Here is a 19,319-nt window from a genome sequence, read left to right as displayed (position 1 = left end):
AACAACAGAATGATGCCATGACTTCATTCTCATAACGATTGGCAATAGCAATCGTTTGCTCTGCAAACAGAGCAGGGTAATTCCATAGACAGGTAAACAGGACTGATGATGCAATCACAAAAAAAAACGGCGCATGACAAACACGCCGCCAGAAGACGATGGTTAGACTCCCATGAATCCGGTTATCACAAGAGTATGGGTAACCGACAAATACAGATGATAGCCATCGGTGGCTCGATCGGTACCGGCCTGTTCCTCGGTACCGGCGGGCGGTTGGAAATGGCGGGTCCGGCGTTAGCGCTGGTCTATTTGGTCTGTGGAATTTTCTCGTTCTTTATTCTGCGCGCTCTGGGCGAACTGGTGTTGCACCGTCCCTCCAGTGGCAGCTTTGTGTCTTACGCCCGTGAGTTCCTTGGTGAAAAAGCCTCTTACGTCGCCGGTTGGATGTATTTCCTCAACTGGGCGATGACCGGCATCGTCGACATTACGGCGGTAGCGCTGTACATGCACTATTGGGGTACCTTTGCCGACGTACCGCAATGGTTGTTCGCGCTATGCGCCCTCGGCGTGGTCGCCACCATGAACATGATCGGCGTGAAATGGTTCGCCGAAATGGAGTTCTGGTTTGCACTGATCAAAGTGGTCGCCATCGCGTTGTTCCTGGTGGTCGGCGTGGTGTTTCTCGGTACAGGCACCCCGGTCGCGGGCAACACCACAGGCCTGCACCTGATTACCGAAAACGGCGGCATGTTCCCGCATGGCTTGCTACCTGCGCTGGTGTTAGTCCAGGGGGTTATCTTCGCCTTTGCCGGGATTGAGCTGATCGGCACCGCGGCCGGTGAGTGTAAGGATCCAGCCAAAATGATGCCGAAGGCTATCAACAGCGTTATCTGGCGTATTGGCCTGTTCTACGTCGGCTCGGTAGTTCTGTTGGTGCTGCTGCTACCATGGAATGCCTATCAGGCAGGCCAAAGCCCGTTCGTAACCTTCTTCAGCAAGCTTGGCGTACCTTATATCGGCACCATCATGAACATCGTGGTACTGACCGCCGCACTCTCGAGCCTCAACTCCGGCCTGTACTCCACCGGGCGCATCCTGCGTTCGTTGTCGATGGGCGGTTCAGCGCCGAAATTCATGGCCAAAATGAGCAACCAGCAAGTGCCCTATGCCGGCATCCTGGTGACCTGCGGCATCTATGTGATTGGCGTGTTGCTGAACTACCTGGTGCCTTCGCGGGTGTTTGAGATCGTACTGAACATTGCCTCGCTGGGCATTATCGCCTCATGGGCGTTTATCATCGTATGCCAGATGCGCCTGCGTAAAGCCGTGCGCGAAGGTCGCGCCCAACCGGTATCTTTCAGAATGCCCGGCGCGCCCGTCACCTCTTGGCTGACGTTGGCGTTCCTGCTGGCGGTCGTGATCATGATGGCGTTCGACTACCCGAACGGCACCTGGACTATCGCCACCATTCCGGTGCTGGCGGTGCTGTTAACGCTGGGCTGGTTCGGCCTGCGCAAACGCGCGCAGGAAGTGAAACTCGAACAGCAAGCACACGAAGACGCTCACCACTAAGCCTCTCAACTGCCCCGCACGGGGCAGTTTTTTTTACCTCACACCCTGCCGTAGAAGGTCATTCTGGCGCTTTCTGATAATGCGATTTCTGGTTGAGCGTTGTAGGCCAGCACCACCAACATACGGGTGGTATCGCCTTCAGTCTGCGTGACTCGATGCATGGCATTTCGCCCACGGAACAGCACCAAATCCCCTTCTTCCATCGTCAGCGGCTTCGCCGCCCGCTCACCGTCCAGTACCTCGGAAACACCGGCATAATTCATCTCACCACAATCGGCATCGCGCAAGTTTTCCACATATTCAAAGCGGCCACCGGCCTGAGGTTTTTGGATTAGTAGCGTGATGGCGAACGACGAATTGTCAAAATGCCACCCCAGCTCTTGCCCTCGGTGGGCATAATGCAGGTTGATAGAAGACAGTCGGTCAGCGTAAGGGTAAAGGCGCTTCTCCTCCAGCACCGCGCAAAGAAAGTCACGAAACGGCTGTGCGTCATACAGCGTACGCAACGGTGACTGCGCCGGGATCTCCTCGTCGGTAATACAACCCTTGGATGAGATAACCAGCCGGTTACGCGCATGATCGGCCGGAAACGCTTCGTCCTGTGGCTTGAGATAGACGTTATGCTTACTGGCGGCATAAAACGCCGCATGACTGTGCTCCGCCCCTTCCAGACGCACCGTTGCCAATGCTGCTGCCGTCAGAAAACCCGGCAACACCAGCACCCCGGACGTATCCAGTGTCGCTTTACAGCGAGCCTGAAAAGCGGTGTCGCCAATAGGGTTAGCGGACAAATCAATGATATGAGCGAGTGGTTGCATTGGAGGCTCCTGTAGGCATAGGCCAGATAACCCCACTGTAGCGAATGTCGCATTGCTGTAATAACAAAAATGCGTTAAGGATATGTTAACTAATTCTTAGCGATAACCGCCATGAACACACCCACCCGTAGTCGCCTGCCCAAACTGAGCGCTATTTTGGCTTTTGAAACCGCCGCCCGTACCGGTAGCCTGGCCAAAGCGGCAGACAGCTTGGCGTTGACGGCCGCCGCCGTCAGCCAGCAAATCCGTCAGCTTGAGCAGCACCTTGGCATTGTGCTGTTCACCCGGGCCAAAAGCGGCGTGACGCTAACCGAGCAAGGAACAGATTACCTGGCCTACGTGCAGCAGGCATTTGAGACGCTGCGTATCGCGCAACAACATGTCGATCGCCAACGAGGCAAGGAAATGCTGACGTTATTCGCCTTACCGGCGCTGGCATCAAAATGGCTAAACCCGATGATTGGTGACTGGCTGACCCAACACCCGCAGGTCGATATCCGCCTGCACGCCACCCACGGCGAAGTAGATTTCGCCAGCTCAACGGCAGACTTTGCCCTGTGCTTTGGCGATCAAGGCTACCCGCTACTGGAAAAAGTGCGCTTGTTTCAGGACTCTGTTCAACCGGTTTGCAGCCCGCAGTTGCAGGCTGCTGGCGACTGGACACAGCAGCCGCTGATCCATGTAGATTGGGGTAAGGAAAGCCAGTTCCTGCCGGGGTGGTATGAGTGGTTTAACGCAGCCGGGCTGCCCCTGCCACAGCGACGTGGACTGACCTATAACCTGACCTCACTGGCGATAGATGCCGCAGTTGAGGGCCAGGGTATTTTACTTGGTCAGCAACAACTCATTCAGCGAGAACTGGCCAAGGGGACATTGGTGCCGCTGGCAGAACCGGCGCTACCGCTTAGCAAGCCCTATTACGTGGTTTATCCGCAACGCACGCTGGAAAAACCTAAAGCAGCTGAGTTTCTTGCGTGGCTACAGAACATCACGCCAGCGAATGCCAGACCCTAAACCCTTCTACGCGTATTACCCGTTTTTGGACATCATCTCACCCAGCAAAAGGTTGGTGGCACGCGGCAAATACACTTCGTTGCCGGCACCTGGGGTTAGTGTCAATTCGCCGATGTATATTTGTTCGCGTGTGAGATAAAAATCGACGCGGCAATAGTCTAAATCCGCGGAGACCGCCTTTGCGACCTGAATCATCTCATCCCAGAAAGCCGGTTTTTCATACAACGTATTGACTTGAGGAATGTCTGCCTGGGTAAAAAAGCAATGATGTGCGTGCTCTTCTAAAAACTCCAGCGAACTCGGCTCAGGACCACCACGCAGTAATTCAACAAACAAATAAGACTGCTTTCCGTTAAATACATGCACCTTGTAGTCAATCAATTCACCGTCACATTCAATATCCAACAGCTCTTCGACGATTATCTGCTGCGGAATATTTGCGTAGTGCTTTTCTCGGTATCTTTTCCAATAGGTTATTGCAGACCATTCCTTAAGAATCTTCGCAATATCTTGATAGGAGACCTTACTTTTATCTTTCACTATCTTGACTTGTTGCGACGCATTATTTGTTTTGATAACAAATGATTGTGGCAACGAAAGGTAATCTTGCTCGGTGAAGTTATGCGTCGTCATTATAATGGGCGTTAGGTATTTTTCTGATACCCGCTGAGCAATATATTTTCTGACCGCCACCTTATCCGCTAACATACTGAAATCATTATGCGGATAGCGCATGCGCTGATAGATTTTTTCTGAGAATGTCTTTGGGGATTTGAAATTAACAAAAGAGCCATGGACAAGGTAATGGCTGACTTGATAATAAATAAAATCGGGTGCGGCCCGATAGAGTCGTTTTACGAGTTTTCTCATTCTTCTCTTTCTTCCATGAACATAACATACGTAGAAATGCTTCTGACATTCCGGTTATTGCATCGCAATTATAAAACCCTGTGAGTCATCCCTTACAGAGGCTAAGGAAATAATCGGATAATTCCTATTATAAGATGCGACAGGGAAAAGCGCGAATGAAATTAAAGTTTATAGATATCAGTATCGTGAGAAATGCGTTTTGGATGATATCCGAAAAGATGGTGTCTATCTTGGGCGTTATTTTCATCACTGCTTATATGGCAAAATATATTGGCCCGGAAAGCTTCGGCAAGATCACCTTTGCCACTGCCATTTTCGCCATTACCCAAACGCTAGCGCTACTGGGTTCCGATACCGTTTTATTCAAGCGAATTAGCCGTAACCCGGGCTCTGGAACTGCCCTGATGTTCTCCACCAACCGACTGCGCCAAGGCTGCTTCATCGTGCTCTCTGCAGCAATATTGATTTACACCGGGCTCCGCGAAGATTTCATTACCTTCTACTTTTGTGCCGCCACTTTTGTCGCCAGCTTTTTCTCACTGAGAGACGTCTTCACCATTTATCATGATGCCCGACTGGAGTCGCGCTTCAATACATTAGCCAACGTGGCCGGCCTAGGCAGTGCACTGCTGGTGCGTTATCTGATTGTGTATTTTGATCTGCATCTGTATTACCTGGCGATCCCGATTGTGATGGTTTATTTGATCCCCTATCTGATCCGTCACCACATGTACCATCGCCGCCATCCACGCTTTATCGCACCCGGGCGTATTCGGCGTAAATATGTGCGTTATTTGCTGGCAAGTGGCCTGCCGCTGGCAATATCCAATGTTTCCATCGCCATTTATACCCGACTGGCGCAATTGTTCCTGATGTGGTTTGTCTCGGCCGAAGCGCTGGGTATTTATTCCGTCGCCATTACCCTGGCCACTGCCTGGATGTTTGTCACCGATGCGGTCATCACCTCATTTTTCGCCAAAATATTTGCTTATCACCGCAATGATGCGATGCGCACCGCAGCCAAACTGAATGGGTTGGTGTTGGCGATTTCCGCCACAATCGTGGCCGGTATTGTCTTGCTCGGCAAACCCGTGATTGTCCTGTTATACGGGGAGCAATACTTAGCCGCTTATCCTGCGATGGGGGTATTGGCGGTTGCAACCCTGCTTTCCGCTCTGGGTACCTTGGCCTACAAATACATTGTGATGTTCTCTGGATATGGCTTCTTGTCAAAGAAGATGTTCTTGGTATTTATCATCAATATCCCGCTGTCGTATTTCCTGATCCGTCAGTACGGCATGATGGGCGCCGCTTACAGCACCTTGCTGACTGAGCTATTGTCGTTGACCGTCCTCAACTACCTCTTCCGCCGTGGCGTAGTATTGCAACTGCACTTACGCTCGCTGAATCCGTTGACCTATATCAGACGTGCACCTCTGGGCGGTTGACCCCATAACCGCGGGAACGTTAATTGTGGTTCCCGTTCGCCCGCTGACAGCGGGCACAACGCTCAGTGCTTAAGCTACCCACTCCCTCCTGCTAAGTTGCTCCCACAGGCCGAAAGCTTTAAAAGCGAATCACTTTCGGTCTGCATATTTTTATTTTCAAAACACCTCTGCGCTACTGCAATTATTACTTTGCAAAAGCCTGCATAACCGAAAACATGAGGATAACCCCATGATCGCATTAAATGACTATGCCACTCTGCGTGCATATACCGGCAGCGAATCAACCGTAATGATTGAAAATAGCTATCACCACGGCGTATTCCTCCGTGACGGTGCAGATACGACCAGCCTGGATAATGGCGCTACCATTGTTCGTGATACACAGAACCGTTGTTGGAAACGTATTATCAATAACGGGGATTACAGTATCGACTGGTGGTATCAGGCTGGCGATGAACAGGACTATTCTCTAACCATTAACCGCGCCAGCAATTTTTTACAGGTTGCAGGTGACGAATGGTGGAAATCAGCCATTCCGACTACACCCGCAGGTATTAATCTTGTTGGGCCAGGGGGTGTGCGCCAATGTAAAACCACTGCCAATTTAAAACTGTGGAAAAATTCCATCGACTTTAAGGGCACCATTCTGGACTTCCGCGGTGCAACCGATATTGAATGTGTGCGGGTGCTTTACAGTTCGGGAGCACCGGCCATTTATAACCTACGTATTGTCGGAACTTCAGATGCAGCAGCCAACCTACGAGGCTTGTGCGTTTATAGCGATGCGGCAAATATTCATGGTATGCCGACCAGCCAATTGCTGGTACAAAACGTATGGCTTACCGACCTGTATAAAGGCATCGTGTTTGGCAACAATGCCTATATCCAAAGCTGGCACAGCATTATGGTACGTGGCTGCGTTTGGCCAATCTGGTCAGCCAGTACCGCCAATGCCGGTGAAAAAATTGTGTTCTACAAATGTTTGTTTGGCGACGGTACCAACTTTTATCAGGGTGTTCATTCATTGGCATTCCGTGATTGCTCATTTGACTACAGCGGTTTTAACAGCGTGGCCGATCAACAAGCGAATACTGACTACGGTTTATTCGATCTTAAATCCGGCACGCTGGACTTTAAAAACTGCCACTTCGAGTGGGGCAATGAACATCGTCGTAACTCCCGGCCGGTATTTACCAGTGACAACGGCGGTACAGTAAAAATCAAAGATAGCCAATGGCATAGTGTGCAAACCAATGTGACCGATCCCGGTGGTACGGTTCCCTATCAATATGTTGAGTATTTCTATTTTGATAAGTCCAGCGATCTTAGTGGCAAATGCTACATTGATGGTTTCGATCTGATTAACTCGGATATCAAGAAAGGCTGGTCCAATAACCATATCGAAATGAAGCGCATCGGAGCGCCCGGCTACCTTAATATGTGGCGTCAATTGTACCTCGGTGATGGTGTTAATCATCTGCCAGAACCTACCTGGAAAGAAAACGGTGCACTCTTGCTGAACAACGTTTATGCCGCCACCGGCACCCGTATTTCACAAACAGAAACCTCAGACTTGGCGATTACCCTGAAAGAGGGTGTCATTACCGCAACCACCAAAACAGCGGCAACGGCGGACAAGAAAATTGAGATTTATTTCCCAATTGAAAAAAATGATCTTGTCTTGTGGCGCACCACGCTGGAAAACCTTAAAGGTTTGAGCTCGTTGGATGTCACCGTTGGTACCTACCAAGGGAAGTATGAGCTTAACGGCAACGCCGGGGTCAATATCCTGCTTGAGAAAGCCTGTCAGTGGGGCAGGACCGGGACAGTAACCCCAACATCTTCGGCAACCATGACTTCGGATCGCATTACTGCACTGAACTCTACCGAATATTTGCCGCTGCCTGAGGGCTATGTCAACTATGCCCGTATCCTAATTATCCTGAAAAACTTCGCTGGCAGTGCCACCAACCCAGCGTCGGTAGATATCACCAAACTGTTGTGCCAGAAAATCGATATCGTTTCACGCAACCCGCGTAAAGCCTGGTAACGGACAAGAGTCGCCTCAAACGAGGCGGCTCTTTAACTCTTTGTGCAACTCGCCATATTGGCTCCAAATATGAATAATGCGACTTCATTACCTCTTCCTCCGTGGCGTAGTATTGCAACTGCACTTACGCTCGCTGAATCCGTTGACCTATATCCGGCGTCCAGTTAGCGATAGCAACGGCTAGCTCTCCAACTCAACCACTCTTACATACAAAGCAGCAAGCAGGGAGAGATCAATCAACAATGCAAAAGCGTAAGAAAAACCCGTTATCCCGGTAAAACTGGATTGGATCAGCAGGACAGCCACAACCGCAAGGAGACTGCCAGCCAGCAATAACGCGCGTCGACGCAGTACATGGCCATCTTTATTATTACCTGGACGTATCGCGGCGCTGTAGACCATTCCCTGCCCCACCCCGGAAATAGCCATTGCCGAAAACAGCGGCAGACCGTTTGGCAGACCATGTAATGCCAGCAGCAGCAGCAGCAAGGTGCCCATGGCACTGATGACGAACCCCTGGCGTACCAGGCTCAGGCGACTTTTGCTTTTAAACACTTTCAGCTGCATTAAAAACACGGCCAAAACAAAGGCAATAATGAAACATGCCAGCAAAGCAACCATCAGCAGCGGGCTCTCCAGCGCATAGAGCTTCAGTAACAATGCAACTTGCGCTACCAACCCACTGAATAAAAGAATACCGGCATTGGTTTGCGCCTGCTGTTGCGCAGACGCAGCAAAAGGGGCGGATAAAGGAGACGTAGTCATAACAATCCTCACTCTATAAAGACGGCGACAGAAAATTTATTTCATCCTGGTCAGGAGGTGAATTAAGCCTATCGCATCTATAATCAGGCAATCAAAGTCAGAGTTTTCACCCATGGATGAAAATAACTCATCATGAAGCGTTCCCATTTACCGCCACTGGGCGCACTGTGAGCTTTCCATGCGGTTGCCGATTGCCTTAGCTTCAAGCAGGCGGCCGAGCAACTGAATGTCAGTGCCACTGCGGTCAGCCATCAAATCCGTTTAATTGAAACAATGCTGGAATGCCGAGTATTCGAACGTAATGCGCAGGGCGTTAAACTGACCGAAGCTGGAGACTTGCTGTATACCGGCACCCAATGCGCCTTCGAGGCTCTCGAGAAGTCGGTAAAAAAAATTGAGCAGGCCAAACAACCGCCAGCGTTAACCATCACCACTACATCAAACTTCCTGACCAACTGGCTGGTTCTGCGCCTCGAAAGCTTTAAGGCGCAATTTCCTGAGATTGATTTACACCTGCATACCAGTGTGAAAAGGGTCGACTTAACACAGCGAACCGTCGACGTAGCAATACGTTATCGTGAAACCGCCGAAACGGACTTACACAGCACGTTGCTCTATGAAGATCAGTTTATTGTGGTGGCCAGCCCCACACTGGCCTTGAAGACGCTGAGTGACTTACATGACACAACGTTGTTTCACGTCGAACATCGGCATGTTCCTGCAGAACGTCCTGACTGGAAACACTGGCAACAACGTTACGGGCCGGAAAGCTTAAATGTGTCCAGAGGACTGTATTTCAGTGACGAAACCCATGCACTGCAGGCGGCAGTAGCAGGCCAGGGTGTCGTTATTGCCAGTAAGTTACTGGCAGAAGATTTGATAAAGCGAAGAATGCTGGTTGCACCTTTTGATTTCTCTTTGCCTGGTGCGAATTATTATTTGGTGACTCGGGAAGATATGGCCGATCGTCCCGATGTCGTTTCGTTACGTGAATGGATGCTGAAAAATATGCAGCCCGAAGGGGAGTAAACGTGGCGGTGCACATTTCTATAGGCTTCACATCAGGAAAAGGCGTCTATTAGTTTACCCGCTACGCTGATTTCAGATGCAGAACCACAGCACCAACCAGTACCGTCAATACACCCAACCACTGTAGGGCAGAAAGCCGTTCCCGTAACAGCAATGTGCCTAGAAGCGCGGCAATTCCGCCTGACAGGGTACTAAGCACAGTGACCACGGCCACTGACCCGCCGCTGGCCCCCACGGAAAACGCACTAAAACCGCCCAGGTTGAGCAAACTGGCGGCCAGCAGTAACCCAGTCTGCCGCCAACGTGGGCACGCCACCAGCGCGCGCCGTTGAGTTGTTAGCGTCAACAGAACCGTCAGCCCTACGCTATAGCCGAGCCACAGGCTAACGCTGGGGCCCAATACTGGCAGCGTGTATTTCCCTTGCAACCAGAACCCCGTGCCGTAACAGCATGCGGCGAGCAACGCGAAGACGATTGCCGGTAAAGATGATGACGTGTGACCCAACTGACGCCCTGGGCTTATCGCCGTCAGCATCACGCCCAGCAGGCATATCGCCAGCCCTGCCAGCGTTAGCACATTAAGCGGCTCTCCACTGAGCCATGACAACAACGTGGTAACCGCACCGTAGCTGGTGACCAACGGAGCAACCATCGCGGCCTTGCCGATGGCAAAGGCCTGTGACAAGGCTAACGAACCACTCACCATCAAGCCAGCGGCCAGTAATGCCAAGCCCCAAACGAGACCGGGAGCCGCAAAGACAGATGACGTTGAGGCCAGCAACAACGCAGTAAAGATCACAAACCCGATCGCTTGAGAAAAAAATACAGCCCTGCGCACCCCCACCGATCTGGCGTTAATTCCAACCAAAAAATCCGTGCCGCCCCAGCACAGCGCGGCAGCCAGCCCCATCAGTATGTCCACATCTTATTCCTCCCGAATCTTTGCCTCAAAAGTATGCAAAAAATCACTTGTGGAACATCGATAGATTGGCAATATGGTTGAATGAAACTCAAGCTGAACGCTCAACCACGTCTGCCATCGCTGAAAGCCTTGCATACATTCGAGGTTGCGGCGCGCTGCGCCAGTTTTACCGAGGCGGCAGAAGAGTTGAACGTGACACTGGGTGCGGTCAGTCGCCAGATACGCCATCTGGAGAACGAGCTGGGTGTTGAATTATTTCACCGTAAAGGCAACGCAGTAGCACTCAATGAGACGGGAAAACGGCTAGCGATCGACGTTACCCGCGCTCTGACGCTGCTACAAAAAGCCAGCGATCGCGTCCGGCCAGAACAACAGCAAACACTGAAACTGACCTGCACGCTGGGTATTGCCAGCCACTGGCTGGCAGTGCGCCTACCGGCATTGCGCCGCGCCGATCCTGATGTTTCTCTGGTGTTGGATGCCAATGAAAGTCTGCGCGATATGGCCAATGGCGAAGCGGATATCGCCATTCGCTACAGTCCAACGCGCACCCCACCGCCGCACTCCCGCGAGCTACTCGCCGATGCCTTCGCGCCACTGGCAAGCCCAGCATTTCTCACTGCACACCCTGAACTCGCAACCCCTACCGATGTTGCACAATCGCAGTTGATACACTCGCCGTGGAAAGATGCTCAAGGGTTGGGTGTCGCCAGTTGGCAAGACTGGTTCGCGGCCTTTGGTGACGGTGCTGCGGCACCACGCGGTATTCTCACGTTCAATAGCGTCGGCCATGCGCTGCAAGAAGCAATTGAAGGCAATGGCATTGTGCTCGGTAGCCTGGCCGTCGCGCAGGATGCCCTTGCCGCTGGCAAGTTGGTTCGGGTGTTTAATGAGGGCCGGCAATTGCCTGCAGCCTACCAGTACCGCCTTTGCTGGGCAGACAGCGCGTTCGTTAGCACCACCACCCGTCGCTGGGTAAATCTGTTGCTGCAGGCGGCGGGCAAACCCCCAGCGTTCTGACATAGCACTTATTGCCCTCACAACTTTGCCAAACCCAACTATTTTATGTTCAATTTTTCTGCCGTGAGACACGCTGTGGACAGACAACGCTACCTGCAACATATTGGATTCGCAGGCATCCCCAAACCTGATCTTCTGACGCTGCAACAATTACACCGTGGTCATATGCTGAACGTTCCCTTTGAGAACCTGAGCATTATTTATCACCAGGGCATTCATCTGGAAGAAGCGGCGCTGTTCAGTAAAATTGTCGAACACAATCGTGGCGGCTTTTGCTATGAGCTAAACCGACTATTTGCTTTGTTGTTACAGGACATTGGCTTTAGCGTGCATTTTATTTCCGGCGAGATCCGCGCCCGTGACGGCAGCTTTGGCCCACCGTTCGACCACATGGCGCTACTGGTAGAGCTGGATCAACCCTATCTGGTGGACGTGGGGTTTGGTGATTCTTTTCTGACCCCGCTAAAGATCACGACTGCCGAGCAACAGCCACAAAGCACCGGTACCTTTCATTTGGAACAAGAAGGCGAGATTTACTTTCTGGAGCGCCGCAACGGCGATCAGCGTTCTCACGCCAAAACACTCTATCGTTTCAGTCTGAAAAAACGCCAGCTCAACGAATTTTCCGACATGTGCCATTACCACAGCACTTCACCGCTATCGCATTTTACCCAGAAATTGGTGTGCTCCCACGCCACGGAAAACGGCCGGGTGACCATCAGCGAGAACAAATTGATTATCACTGAGGATCACCACCGTCGGGAATCGACGCTGCATTCGGAAGAAGAACGCCGTGAAGCACTAATGCACTATTTTGCGATCGATCTGGACGGTTAATGCGCGGAGGTTGGCTATACTTTAGCCCGATGGAAGCAGTCAACCGAGAGGAAGCATGATGAAAAAGAAGATCCTGGTAGTACTCACCAGTATTGCAAAATACCCCAGTATCGATCGCGCCACCGGCCTATGGCTCGGTGAGGCGGTGCACTTCGTCAAGAAAGTTGAAGCGGCGGGCTATGAGGTTGAGTACGTCAGCCCGTTAGGCGGTTACACCCCGATAGATCCTCACAGTCTCGCGATGGCCGATGCCACGGACTGGGAGTGGTATCAGAATAAATCGTTTATGAACCGGCTCGGGGCCACATTGAAACCGTCTCAGGTCAACGCCGCCGACTATGGTGCGATCTACTATGCCGGTGGTCACGGCGTTATCTGGGACTTCCTGGATAACCCCGCATTGCAAACCCTTAGCCAGTCGATTTATGAAAGCGGTGGTGTGGTTTCTTCCGTGTGCCACGGGGCTATTGGTTTGTTAAATATCAAACTGGCCAACGGCGACTATCTGATTAGCGGCAAAAAGGTCACCGGCTTCAGCAATGAAGAGGAAAAACTGGCCGAGCTGGACAAACTAGTACCCTATTTGACCGAAACTGAGCTGAAAAAACGCGGGGCGATTTACCAAAAAGCGGCTGAACCCTGGGCCGAATTTGCTTTGAGCGACCAACGGGTCGCCACGGGGCAAAACCCGGCATCGGGTGCTGCAGTGGCGGATGAAGTGCTTAGGTTGCTGGCAGGAAAATAACTGTTAGCTCAATGGGGGAGCACCGCTCCCCTGTTTCGTCTTTAACGGCAGATAACTCGCGCAATGTCCTTCGAATTGGTGAGCGCACGGATCTCGCTGAACAGCTCAGTCGCTTCGCCATATTCTTTACGCAAATACCCCAGCCATTGTTTGATGCGCGCCACGTGGTACAAACCGGTATCGCCCTGCTTTTCCAGATGAACATATTTTTGCAGTAACAGCACCACCTGCGGCCACGGCATGCGCGGTTCATTGTATTTCACTACCCGGCTCAAATTTGGCACATTCAGCGCACCACGCCCAAGCATTACCGCATCGCAGCCCGTCGTTTGCAGGCAGTCTTGCGCACTCTGGTAGTCCCAGATTTCGCCGTTGGCGATCACAGGAATAGTCAGGCGCTGGCGGATCTCGCCAATCGCCGCCCAATTGATACGTTCCGCCTTGTAACCGTCCTCTTTGGTACGGCCGTGTACCGCCAGCTCAGTGGCGCCGGCCTGCTGCACCGCATCGGCAATTTCAAAGCTGCGGCTGTCGCTATCCCAACCCAACCGTATTTTTACCGTCACCGGCAAATGGGCTGGCACCGCTGCACGCATGGCTTTAGCACCCTGGTAAATCAGCTCCGGATCTTTCAGCAGCGTCGCCCCACCACCGCTGCCATTCACTAATTTCGACGGGCAACCACAGTTAAGATCGACACCGTAAGATCCCAGTTCAACCGCACGCGCAGCATTTTCGGCTAGCCACTGCGGGTATTGGCCGAGCAATTGGATACGCACCAAAGTGCCAGACGGTGTGCGGCTGGCGTGATGCAATTCAGGGCACAAACGGTAAAAAGACTTGGCAGGCAGCAGTTGATCAACCACGCGCAGGAATTCGGTGATGCACAGATCGTAGTCGTTTACTTCGGTGAGCAGCTCGCGCACCAGAGAATCGAGAACGCCCTCCATCGGAGCCAATAATACGCGCATGATTACCCCTGCTAAAAAAGACGCGCAATGATACGGGTGAATGCCTGCGGCAGACAAGCGTCTCGGGGGAATATACCCTGCATATTTGCAATTGCATTGTACTTACCCCGATCACGTACTCCCCGTACGCTCACTGGGATGCGCTTAGTTGCCACGCGATGCAATTCCAATTATTTTGGGATTCAAACCGCGCTACCCCAATCGGCGCAGCGGCACACCGGCGATAAAGGCCTCGATGTTTTCGAGCGCTTCGCGGAAATAGATTTGATAGTTGCTGTCAGCCACATAGCCAAGATGTGGCGTCGCCAGCACATTAGGCAATCGGCGGAAGATATCATCAGCCGGCAAAGGTTCAACCTCAAATACGTCCAGCCCGGCACCAGCAATCTGCCCATGCTGTAACGCATCAATCAACGCGGTTCGATCGACAATCGCTGCACGTGAGGTATTAATCAGATACGCGGTTTTTTTCATTGCCTTCAGCTCTTGTTGGCCAACCAGCCCACGACTGCGGTCACTCAGCACCAGGTGAATGGAAATAAAATCGCTCTGTGCAAACAACGCCTGTTTTGATTCCGCCAACGCAACGCCAACCTCAGCGGCCCTTTCTGCCGTCAGGTTTTGACTCCAGGCCTGTACCTTCATGCCAAAAGCCTGCGCCACCACCGCCATTTGACGACCAATCTTACCCAATCCCAGCAGACCCAGCGTTTTACCTTGCAGCGTCACACCGAGCGACTGCTGCCAAGGCCCGTTGTGCTGTAGACCGTAATTTTCCGGCACCAGGTGTTTAGCCAACCCAAGCAATAATGCCCAACTCAGCTCCATCGGCGCAGCAGAACCGCTGTCGGTACCGCAGACGACAATCCCGCGCTGCGTTGCAGCAGCCAGATCAATAGAGGCATTGCGCATACCTGAGGTGATCAATAGTTTCAATTTGGGCAAGCGAGCCAACAACGTTGCCGTCATCGGCGTGCGCTCGCGCATGATCACCAGAATGTCGCAGTCCTGTAGATGCACCGCCAGTTCCGCTTCGTCGATAAAATGTTGGCTGATTGCGAGCACCTCAACCCGATCAGCGATGGTCGACCAGTCCGCCATGCTAAGCGCGACCTGCTGATAATCATCAAGAATGGCACATTTTAGTTTCATCTTCGGCTCCGGGGTTCAAAGGCAGTCAGTCGGCACGCACGTCAACCAACACCGGGCAATCGGCATTTTCAATCACCAAGGCGCTATGCGACCCTTTCAACAGTCGTCTAAAGGGGGAAAGATGGCGGCGCCCCATAATAATCATCGTCGCGTTCAGCTCATTGGCCTGGGCAACAATGGTTTCTGCTGGCTCTCCGGCTACCACACGCCCACGCGCATTGACGCCTACGCCTTGCAGTTCAGTTAGCGCCTGGCGTACCACAGCGGCAGCGGCCTGTTGTTCATCCAGCGCGCAACCAAAATCCGCCGGATCTTCACCCACTTCAACTTCATACGGTCCGGCAATGGAATAGCTAAGGTCTACGCAGCACAGCACCACTACTGCCGCCTGCTGAGCCAATGCCTGTTCAGCAGCCAGCGAAATGACTTTGCGCGCATTAGCGGAGTTATCAACCGCGACCAACAGTGTTTTCATTACCTTCTCCGGTTAATCTCGCGACGCCACCTTGCCAATCTCATCGATCAGCGCGTCTTTACACTTAAGGATTTCCTCGCGGAAGCGAGCTTCATTCTTGGCCAAACGCGTGCTGGGTACTAACAAACTGATGGAGAAGCGCCCCAGAATGGTGTCAATAGCCACCGCCATGGTGGAGACGCCTTCCAGAGTTTCTTCCCGATCGTAGGACAGGCCGGTGCGGCGTATTTCGGTTAGGTGTTCCAGCAGGGCCGGAAAATCACGCACCGTCATGTCGGTCACCGCCATATAGGCCTCTCCCAACAATTCCCGAGCCGCATCATCACTGTTCAACGCTAACAGCGCACGTCCACCGGAGGTGCTGTATAGCGGTAGATTCATACCGATACGCGGCACCACCCGCAGCTCACGATCCGCAACAATATAGTGCACCACCGCCAGCTGTAGGCCACTGGCGCGTCCCAGTGAAACCGTCTCGCCGGTGGCGTCACTCAATGCCTGTAGCCAAGGCGTCGCAATCGCGACCATTTCAGTATGCACGCTGGCAATCAGACGCAGCAACGACGGCCCCAGACGCACGCCACCGGCACCACCACGCACCAATTGCACTGAATCAAGCGCATTGACAATACGTTGCACGGTAGAACGTGGCAGATCGACCGCCTGCGCGATTTCGCCAAGGCTCATGCCATTTGGCTTTGCGCCCAGCGCATCGAGAATTTTCGCTGCACGGGTAATGACTTGAATTCCACCGGTTCTTTCGTCATCACAACATGTTGAGGGTTCAGACATAGGGGTTCTTTTCCTTACTTTTAGCCCACTGTAACATTTTTTTCTGCCGGGCGGCACGATGTACCACATTGCAATACAGCGCATCACAATGTAGCATGCGTCACAATGTATCACTATGCAATACAGTGCATCGTAAGTTTCGTTTCTGGAGTCACACTATGAATGCTCAGCCTGCGCCTCTCGCTGCCGCGCCGCATCCTTTTACCCTGCGTCTGGCATTAGGGCTGGTTGGCGTGCTGATTGCCGCCTTGACCTCTGGATTGAATGATAGAACAAGCGATCTGGCGCTGGCAGATATCCGTGCGGCTATCGGTATAGGTTTCGATCAAGGTAGCTGGATCACCTCGGTTTATCAGGCGGCAGAAGTCGCGGCCATGATGATCGCCCCTTGGTTTGCCGTGACCTTTTCGCTGCGCCGTTTTGCTCTGGTAGTGATAGGCGGTTTTGCCGTCGTAGGTGTATTCCAGCCTTTAATCGCCGACCCTGGGGTATTTATTGCGTTACGAGCCGTGCAAGGTCTGTTTGGTGGCGCATTGCCACCGTTGCTGATGACTGTAGCGCTGCGTTTTCTGCCCCCCACCATCAAGCTTTACGGGCTGGCGGCCTATGCGCTCACCGCCACCTTTGGTCCCAATGTCGCGGCACCGCTAGCGGCTTTGTGGACCGACAGTCTGGGTTGGCAGTTTATTTTTTGGCAAGTAATCCCGCTGTGCCTGATCGCCTTCTTATTAATAGGTTGGGGGTTGCCGCAGGATCCTTTGCGCCTGGAGCGTTTCCGCCAAATCGATCTGTTCGGCATGCTCACCGGTTGTAGTGGCATCGCGCTGTTGATCCTCTCGCTAACCCAGGGAGAACGACTCGACTGGTTCAATTCGCCATTGATCAGCCTGATGTTGCCGGTTTCCATTGCGTTGCTGGTGGTATTTTTGATCAACGAGTGGTTCCATCCATTGCCACTGTTAAAACTGCAGCTACTGCAGCGAATAAATCTTTCTTATAGCCTGCTGACGCTGGCTGGCGTGCTGTTGCTGGCGCTGTCAGGTTCGATGCTGCCATCGTTTTACTTTTCGCAGGTGGAAGGCTTCCGCACCGTACAATTCGCACCGCTGGCGCTGGTCGTCGGTTTGCCGCAATTGGTGATAGCGCCTTTAATCGCCACCTTGTTGAATCTGCGCTGGGTAGATGCCCGCTGGGTGCTGACCATCGGTGCCGCGCTAATAGCCAGCTCTTGTCTGCTCGGAATGCAGTTGACCGACGACTGGGCGCGACAAAATTTCTGGCTAATCCAAAGCCTCCAGGCATTTGGCCAACCGATGATGATCTTGCCAGTGTTAATGACGTCTACCAGCGTAATTATGGCACCGGAAGGCCCCTTTGCCTCCGCAATGTTTAACACCGTGCGCGGTTTTTCCGCCGTGGCGGCAAGCTGCTTGGTAGAGAATTTTATGAGCCATCGGGAGCAATTTCACTCTCAGGTACTGGTGGATCGGTTGGGTAATCACCCGTGGTTAATGACGGCAGAGAACGCTGATCGCGCCAGCGGTTCCATGCCGATGTTGCCGGATGGATCGGTCAGTTCGGCGGAGAATCTCGGGCATTTTTCGACGCTGGTAAAACATCAGGCGGTGATCCTCAGCATCAGTGACGCCTACCTGCTGATTACTGGCTTCGCACTGCTACTGGTGCTGCTGACAGCCTGGTTGCCGAAGCGAGTCTATCCACCGCAAACGCTTCTACCTTTAGTTCCAAAAACATCAGGATCATAACTATGAGCTTCACCCCTGCAAAACGAACCTTAACTCTGACATTGCTGCTGTTAGTCCTGCTGGCTATCGCTTTCTTTGTTCGCTCATCTCTCAATCGCCATCATTTTCGAACCGATGACGCGGTAGTCAGCGCAGATTACACGCTGGTGGCTCCCAAAATTTCCGGCTATATCCGCAGCGTCAATGTCAGTGATAATCAGCAGGTGAAAGCCGGTGAAGTGCTGGCCACCATCGACGATCAGGATTACCGCGTGGCGTTGGAAACGGCTCTGGCTAATCTGCAAATGAGTCAGGCCAAGCTGACCAGCATTCAGGCGCAGCTGGATCAACAACAGGCCAATATTGCCCAGCAGGAAGCCAGCGTCAGCGCCAGCCAAGCCACACTTAACTATGCCGGGCAAAATGCCGATCGCTATCGCCGATTGTTAAAAACGGGTACTGCCACAGCAGATGAACAGCAAAAATCCGCTTCCGTGATGCAAACCGCCGCAGCGCAGTTGAAACAGAATCAGGCAGCCGTGGTTTCTGCGCGCAAGGAAGTTGGGGTTTTGCAGGCCAGTCGGAAACAGGCAGAAGCGAACATTACAGCCTCACAGGCCAGTGTTGATCAGGCACGTCTTAATCTTTCCTATACACGGATTGTTGCCCCGATTAGCGGCACTGTCGGCCAGCGTGCTATACGTCAGGGTGCCTGGGTCTCCGCCGGTACTCGCCTGCTGGCGGTGGTGCCGTTACAACAAAGTTACGTGGTCGCTAACTTCCTGGAAACCCAGTTGACCAACGTCTCTGCCGGCCAGCCAGTATCCATCACTGTCGATGCGCTACCCGGCGTGACGCTGCGCGGCCACGTTGACAGCATCGCCCCGGCTACCGGTTCCACCTTTGCCGCCATCAGCGCCGATAACGCTACCGGTAACTACACCAAAGTGGTGCAGCGCCTGCCGGTGAAAATTCTGCTGGAACCAAACCAGCCGGAGCTGGCGCGGTTACGCGTTGGCATGTCGGTCGTGCCGGAACTTGAAATACGCTGATGCTTGTTATCATCCTGATTTTTGATTAAAAAAAAGCCACCG

17 protein-coding genes and 1 pseudogene are annotated in these 19,319 nt (G+C 52.7%); 10 read left to right on the top strand and 8 right to left on the bottom strand.

Annotated elements, in window-relative coordinates; all coding sequences use genetic code 11:
* Nucleotides 1–108: 108 nt before the first annotated feature.
* Nucleotides 109–1,572, top strand: coding sequence for an L-asparagine permease (ansP, locus tag SGR01S_RS06990; RefSeq protein ID WP_061806936.1), 1,464 nt, complete (start codon nt 109–111; stop codon nt 1,570–1,572).
* A 38-nt stretch (nt 1,573–1,610) separates the two neighbouring features.
* On the opposite strand, the gene SGR01S_RS06985 is transcribed toward ansP, so the two are convergent.
* A complete protein-coding gene (locus SGR01S_RS06985; protein WP_061806935.1) occupies nt 1,611–2,390 on the bottom strand; it encodes a HalD/BesD family halogenase in 780 nt (259 codons plus the stop codon).
* A 111-nt stretch (nt 2,391–2,501) separates the two neighbouring features.
* Between SGR01S_RS06985 and SGR01S_RS06980 the strand changes: the two genes are divergently transcribed.
* A complete protein-coding gene (locus tag SGR01S_RS06980; protein ID WP_037421481.1) occupies nt 2,502–3,404 on the top strand; it encodes a LysR substrate-binding domain-containing protein in 903 nt (300 codons plus the stop codon).
* 15 nt (nt 3,405–3,419) lie between these two features.
* Here SGR01S_RS06980 and SGR01S_RS06975 read toward each other — a convergent pair whose 3' ends face one another.
* On the bottom strand, nt 3,420–4,274 hold the full coding sequence (locus SGR01S_RS06975) for an ATP-grasp fold amidoligase family protein (RefSeq protein WP_037421479.1): 855 nt from the start codon (nt 4,272–4,274) through the stop codon (nt 3,420–3,422).
* A 155-nt stretch (nt 4,275–4,429) separates the two neighbouring features.
* Here SGR01S_RS06975 and SGR01S_RS06970 point away from each other — a divergent pair, with 155 nt between their 5' ends.
* Nucleotides 4,430–5,722 (top strand): oligosaccharide flippase family protein, encoded by a 1,293-nt coding sequence (locus tag SGR01S_RS06970; RefSeq protein ID WP_037421476.1) that lies wholly within the window; start codon nt 4,430–4,432, stop codon nt 5,720–5,722.
* A gap of 229 nt (nt 5,723–5,951) precedes the next feature.
* Complete coding sequence (locus tag SGR01S_RS06965) at nt 5,952–7,772, top strand: putative phage tail protein (protein ID WP_061806934.1); 1,821 nt, start codon at nt 5,952–5,954, stop codon at nt 7,770–7,772.
* Between the two features lie 180 nt (nt 7,773–7,952).
* Here the strand turns inward: SGR01S_RS06965 and SGR01S_RS06960 are convergent, their stop codons facing one another.
* The gene (locus SGR01S_RS06960) at nt 7,953–8,537 is read right to left on the bottom strand and encodes a hypothetical protein (RefSeq protein WP_061806933.1); all 585 of its coding nucleotides are present in this window, start codon (nt 8,535–8,537) and stop codon (nt 7,953–7,955) included.
* Nucleotides 8,538–8,669: 132 nt separating this feature from the next.
* On the opposite strand from SGR01S_RS06960, the pseudogene SGR01S_RS06955 reads away from it, so the two are divergent.
* Nucleotides 8,670–9,566: pseudogene (locus SGR01S_RS06955) on the top strand (LysR substrate-binding domain-containing protein).
* A gap of 61 nt (nt 9,567–9,627) precedes the next feature.
* On the opposite strand, the gene SGR01S_RS06950 reads toward SGR01S_RS06955, so the two are convergent.
* Entirely contained in the window at nt 9,628–10,488 is an 861-nt protein-coding gene (locus SGR01S_RS06950; RefSeq protein ID WP_235189171.1) for an EamA family transporter, read from the bottom strand.
* Nucleotides 10,489–10,569: 81 nt separating this feature from the next.
* Here SGR01S_RS06950 and SGR01S_RS06945 point away from each other — a divergent pair, with 81 nt between their 5' ends.
* From SGR01S_RS06945 to SGR01S_RS06935, 3 genes are all read left to right on the top strand, one after another.
* On the top strand, nt 10,570–11,508 hold the full coding sequence (locus SGR01S_RS06945) for a LysR substrate-binding domain-containing protein (RefSeq protein WP_061806932.1): 939 nt from the start codon (nt 10,570–10,572) through the stop codon (nt 11,506–11,508).
* Between the two features lie 75 nt (nt 11,509–11,583).
* Nucleotides 11,584–12,345: an arylamine N-acetyltransferase family protein gene (locus SGR01S_RS06940; protein WP_061806931.1), complete on the top strand. Its 762-nt coding sequence runs from the start codon at nt 11,584–11,586 to the stop codon at nt 12,343–12,345.
* Nucleotides 12,346–12,403: 58 nt separating this feature from the next.
* Entirely contained in the window at nt 12,404–13,090 is a 687-nt protein-coding gene (locus SGR01S_RS06935; protein ID WP_037421465.1) for a type 1 glutamine amidotransferase domain-containing protein, read from the top strand.
* 41 nt (nt 13,091–13,131) lie between these two features.
* On the opposite strand, the gene dusC is transcribed toward SGR01S_RS06935, so the two are convergent.
* The 4 genes from dusC to SGR01S_RS06915 all read right to left on the bottom strand — a co-directional run bounded on the left by dusC (nt 13,132) and on the right by SGR01S_RS06915 (nt 16,480).
* Entirely contained in the window at nt 13,132–14,061 is a 930-nt protein-coding gene (gene dusC / locus SGR01S_RS06930; RefSeq protein ID WP_061806930.1) for a tRNA dihydrouridine(16) synthase DusC, read from the bottom strand.
* Between the two features lie 192 nt (nt 14,062–14,253).
* Nucleotides 14,254–15,213, bottom strand: coding sequence for a D-2-hydroxyacid dehydrogenase family protein (locus SGR01S_RS06925; protein ID WP_061806929.1), 960 nt, complete (start codon nt 15,211–15,213; stop codon nt 14,254–14,256).
* 25 nt (nt 15,214–15,238) lie between these two features.
* Nucleotides 15,239–15,688: a universal stress protein gene (locus SGR01S_RS06920; RefSeq protein WP_061806928.1), complete on the bottom strand. Its 450-nt coding sequence runs from the start codon at nt 15,686–15,688 to the stop codon at nt 15,239–15,241.
* A 12-nt stretch (nt 15,689–15,700) separates the two neighbouring features.
* A complete protein-coding gene (locus SGR01S_RS06915; protein WP_037421459.1) occupies nt 15,701–16,480 on the bottom strand; it encodes an IclR family transcriptional regulator in 780 nt (259 codons plus the stop codon).
* Between the two features lie 158 nt (nt 16,481–16,638).
* On the opposite strand from SGR01S_RS06915, the gene SGR01S_RS06910 reads away from it, so the two are divergent.
* Both SGR01S_RS06910 and SGR01S_RS06905 read left to right on the top strand, forming a co-directional pair.
* Nucleotides 16,639–18,246, top strand: coding sequence for an MFS transporter (locus SGR01S_RS06910; protein ID WP_061806927.1), 1,608 nt, complete (start codon nt 16,639–16,641; stop codon nt 18,244–18,246).
* 2 nt (nt 18,247–18,248) lie between these two features.
* Complete coding sequence (locus tag SGR01S_RS06905; protein ID WP_061806926.1) at nt 18,249–19,277, top strand: HlyD family secretion protein; 1,029 nt, start codon at nt 18,249–18,251, stop codon at nt 19,275–19,277.
* Nucleotides 19,278–19,319 lie beyond the last annotated feature (42 nt).

The organism is Serratia grimesii NBRC 13537 (assembly GCF_001590905.1).
GTDB lineage: Bacteria > Pseudomonadota > Gammaproteobacteria > Enterobacterales > Enterobacteriaceae > Serratia > Serratia grimesii.
The sequence above is the reverse complement of the archived record's forward strand: the minus strand, read 5'-3'. Positions and strand labels throughout refer to the sequence as shown.

Coding starts and splice junctions, on each gene's coding strand:
- ansP (WP_061806936.1), top strand. CDS start 109: ATGCAATCACAAAAAAAAACGGCGCATGACAAACACGCCGCCAGAAGA.
- SGR01S_RS06985 (WP_061806935.1), bottom strand. CDS start 2,390: ATGCAACCACTCGCTCATATCATTGATTTGTCCGCTAACCCTATTGGC.
- SGR01S_RS06980 (WP_037421481.1), top strand. CDS start 2,502: ATGAACACACCCACCCGTAGTCGCCTGCCCAAACTGAGCGCTATTTTG.
- SGR01S_RS06975 (WP_037421479.1), bottom strand. CDS start 4,274: ATGAGAAAACTCGTAAAACGACTCTATCGGGCCGCACCCGATTTTATT.
- SGR01S_RS06970 (WP_037421476.1), top strand. CDS start 4,430: ATGAAATTAAAGTTTATAGATATCAGTATCGTGAGAAATGCGTTTTGG.
- SGR01S_RS06965 (WP_061806934.1), top strand. CDS start 5,952: ATGATCGCATTAAATGACTATGCCACTCTGCGTGCATATACCGGCAGC.
- SGR01S_RS06960 (WP_061806933.1), bottom strand. CDS start 8,537: ATGACTACGTCTCCTTTATCCGCCCCTTTTGCTGCGTCTGCGCAACAG.
- SGR01S_RS06945 (WP_061806932.1), top strand. CDS start 10,570: ATGAAACTCAAGCTGAACGCTCAACCACGTCTGCCATCGCTGAAAGCC.
- SGR01S_RS06935 (WP_037421465.1), top strand. CDS start 12,404: ATGAAAAAGAAGATCCTGGTAGTACTCACCAGTATTGCAAAATACCCC.
- dusC (WP_061806930.1), bottom strand. CDS start 14,061: ATGCGCGTATTATTGGCTCCGATGGAGGGCGTTCTCGATTCTCTGGTG.
- SGR01S_RS06925 (WP_061806929.1), bottom strand. CDS start 15,213: ATGAAACTAAAATGTGCCATTCTTGATGATTATCAGCAGGTCGCGCTT.
- SGR01S_RS06920 (WP_061806928.1), bottom strand. CDS start 15,688: ATGAAAACACTGTTGGTCGCGGTTGATAACTCCGCTAATGCGCGCAAA.
- SGR01S_RS06915 (WP_037421459.1), bottom strand. CDS start 16,480: ATGTCTGAACCCTCAACATGTTGTGATGACGAAAGAACCGGTGGAATT.
- SGR01S_RS06910 (WP_061806927.1), top strand. CDS start 16,639: ATGAATGCTCAGCCTGCGCCTCTCGCTGCCGCGCCGCATCCTTTTACC.
- SGR01S_RS06905 (WP_061806926.1), top strand. CDS start 18,249: ATGAGCTTCACCCCTGCAAAACGAACCTTAACTCTGACATTGCTGCTG.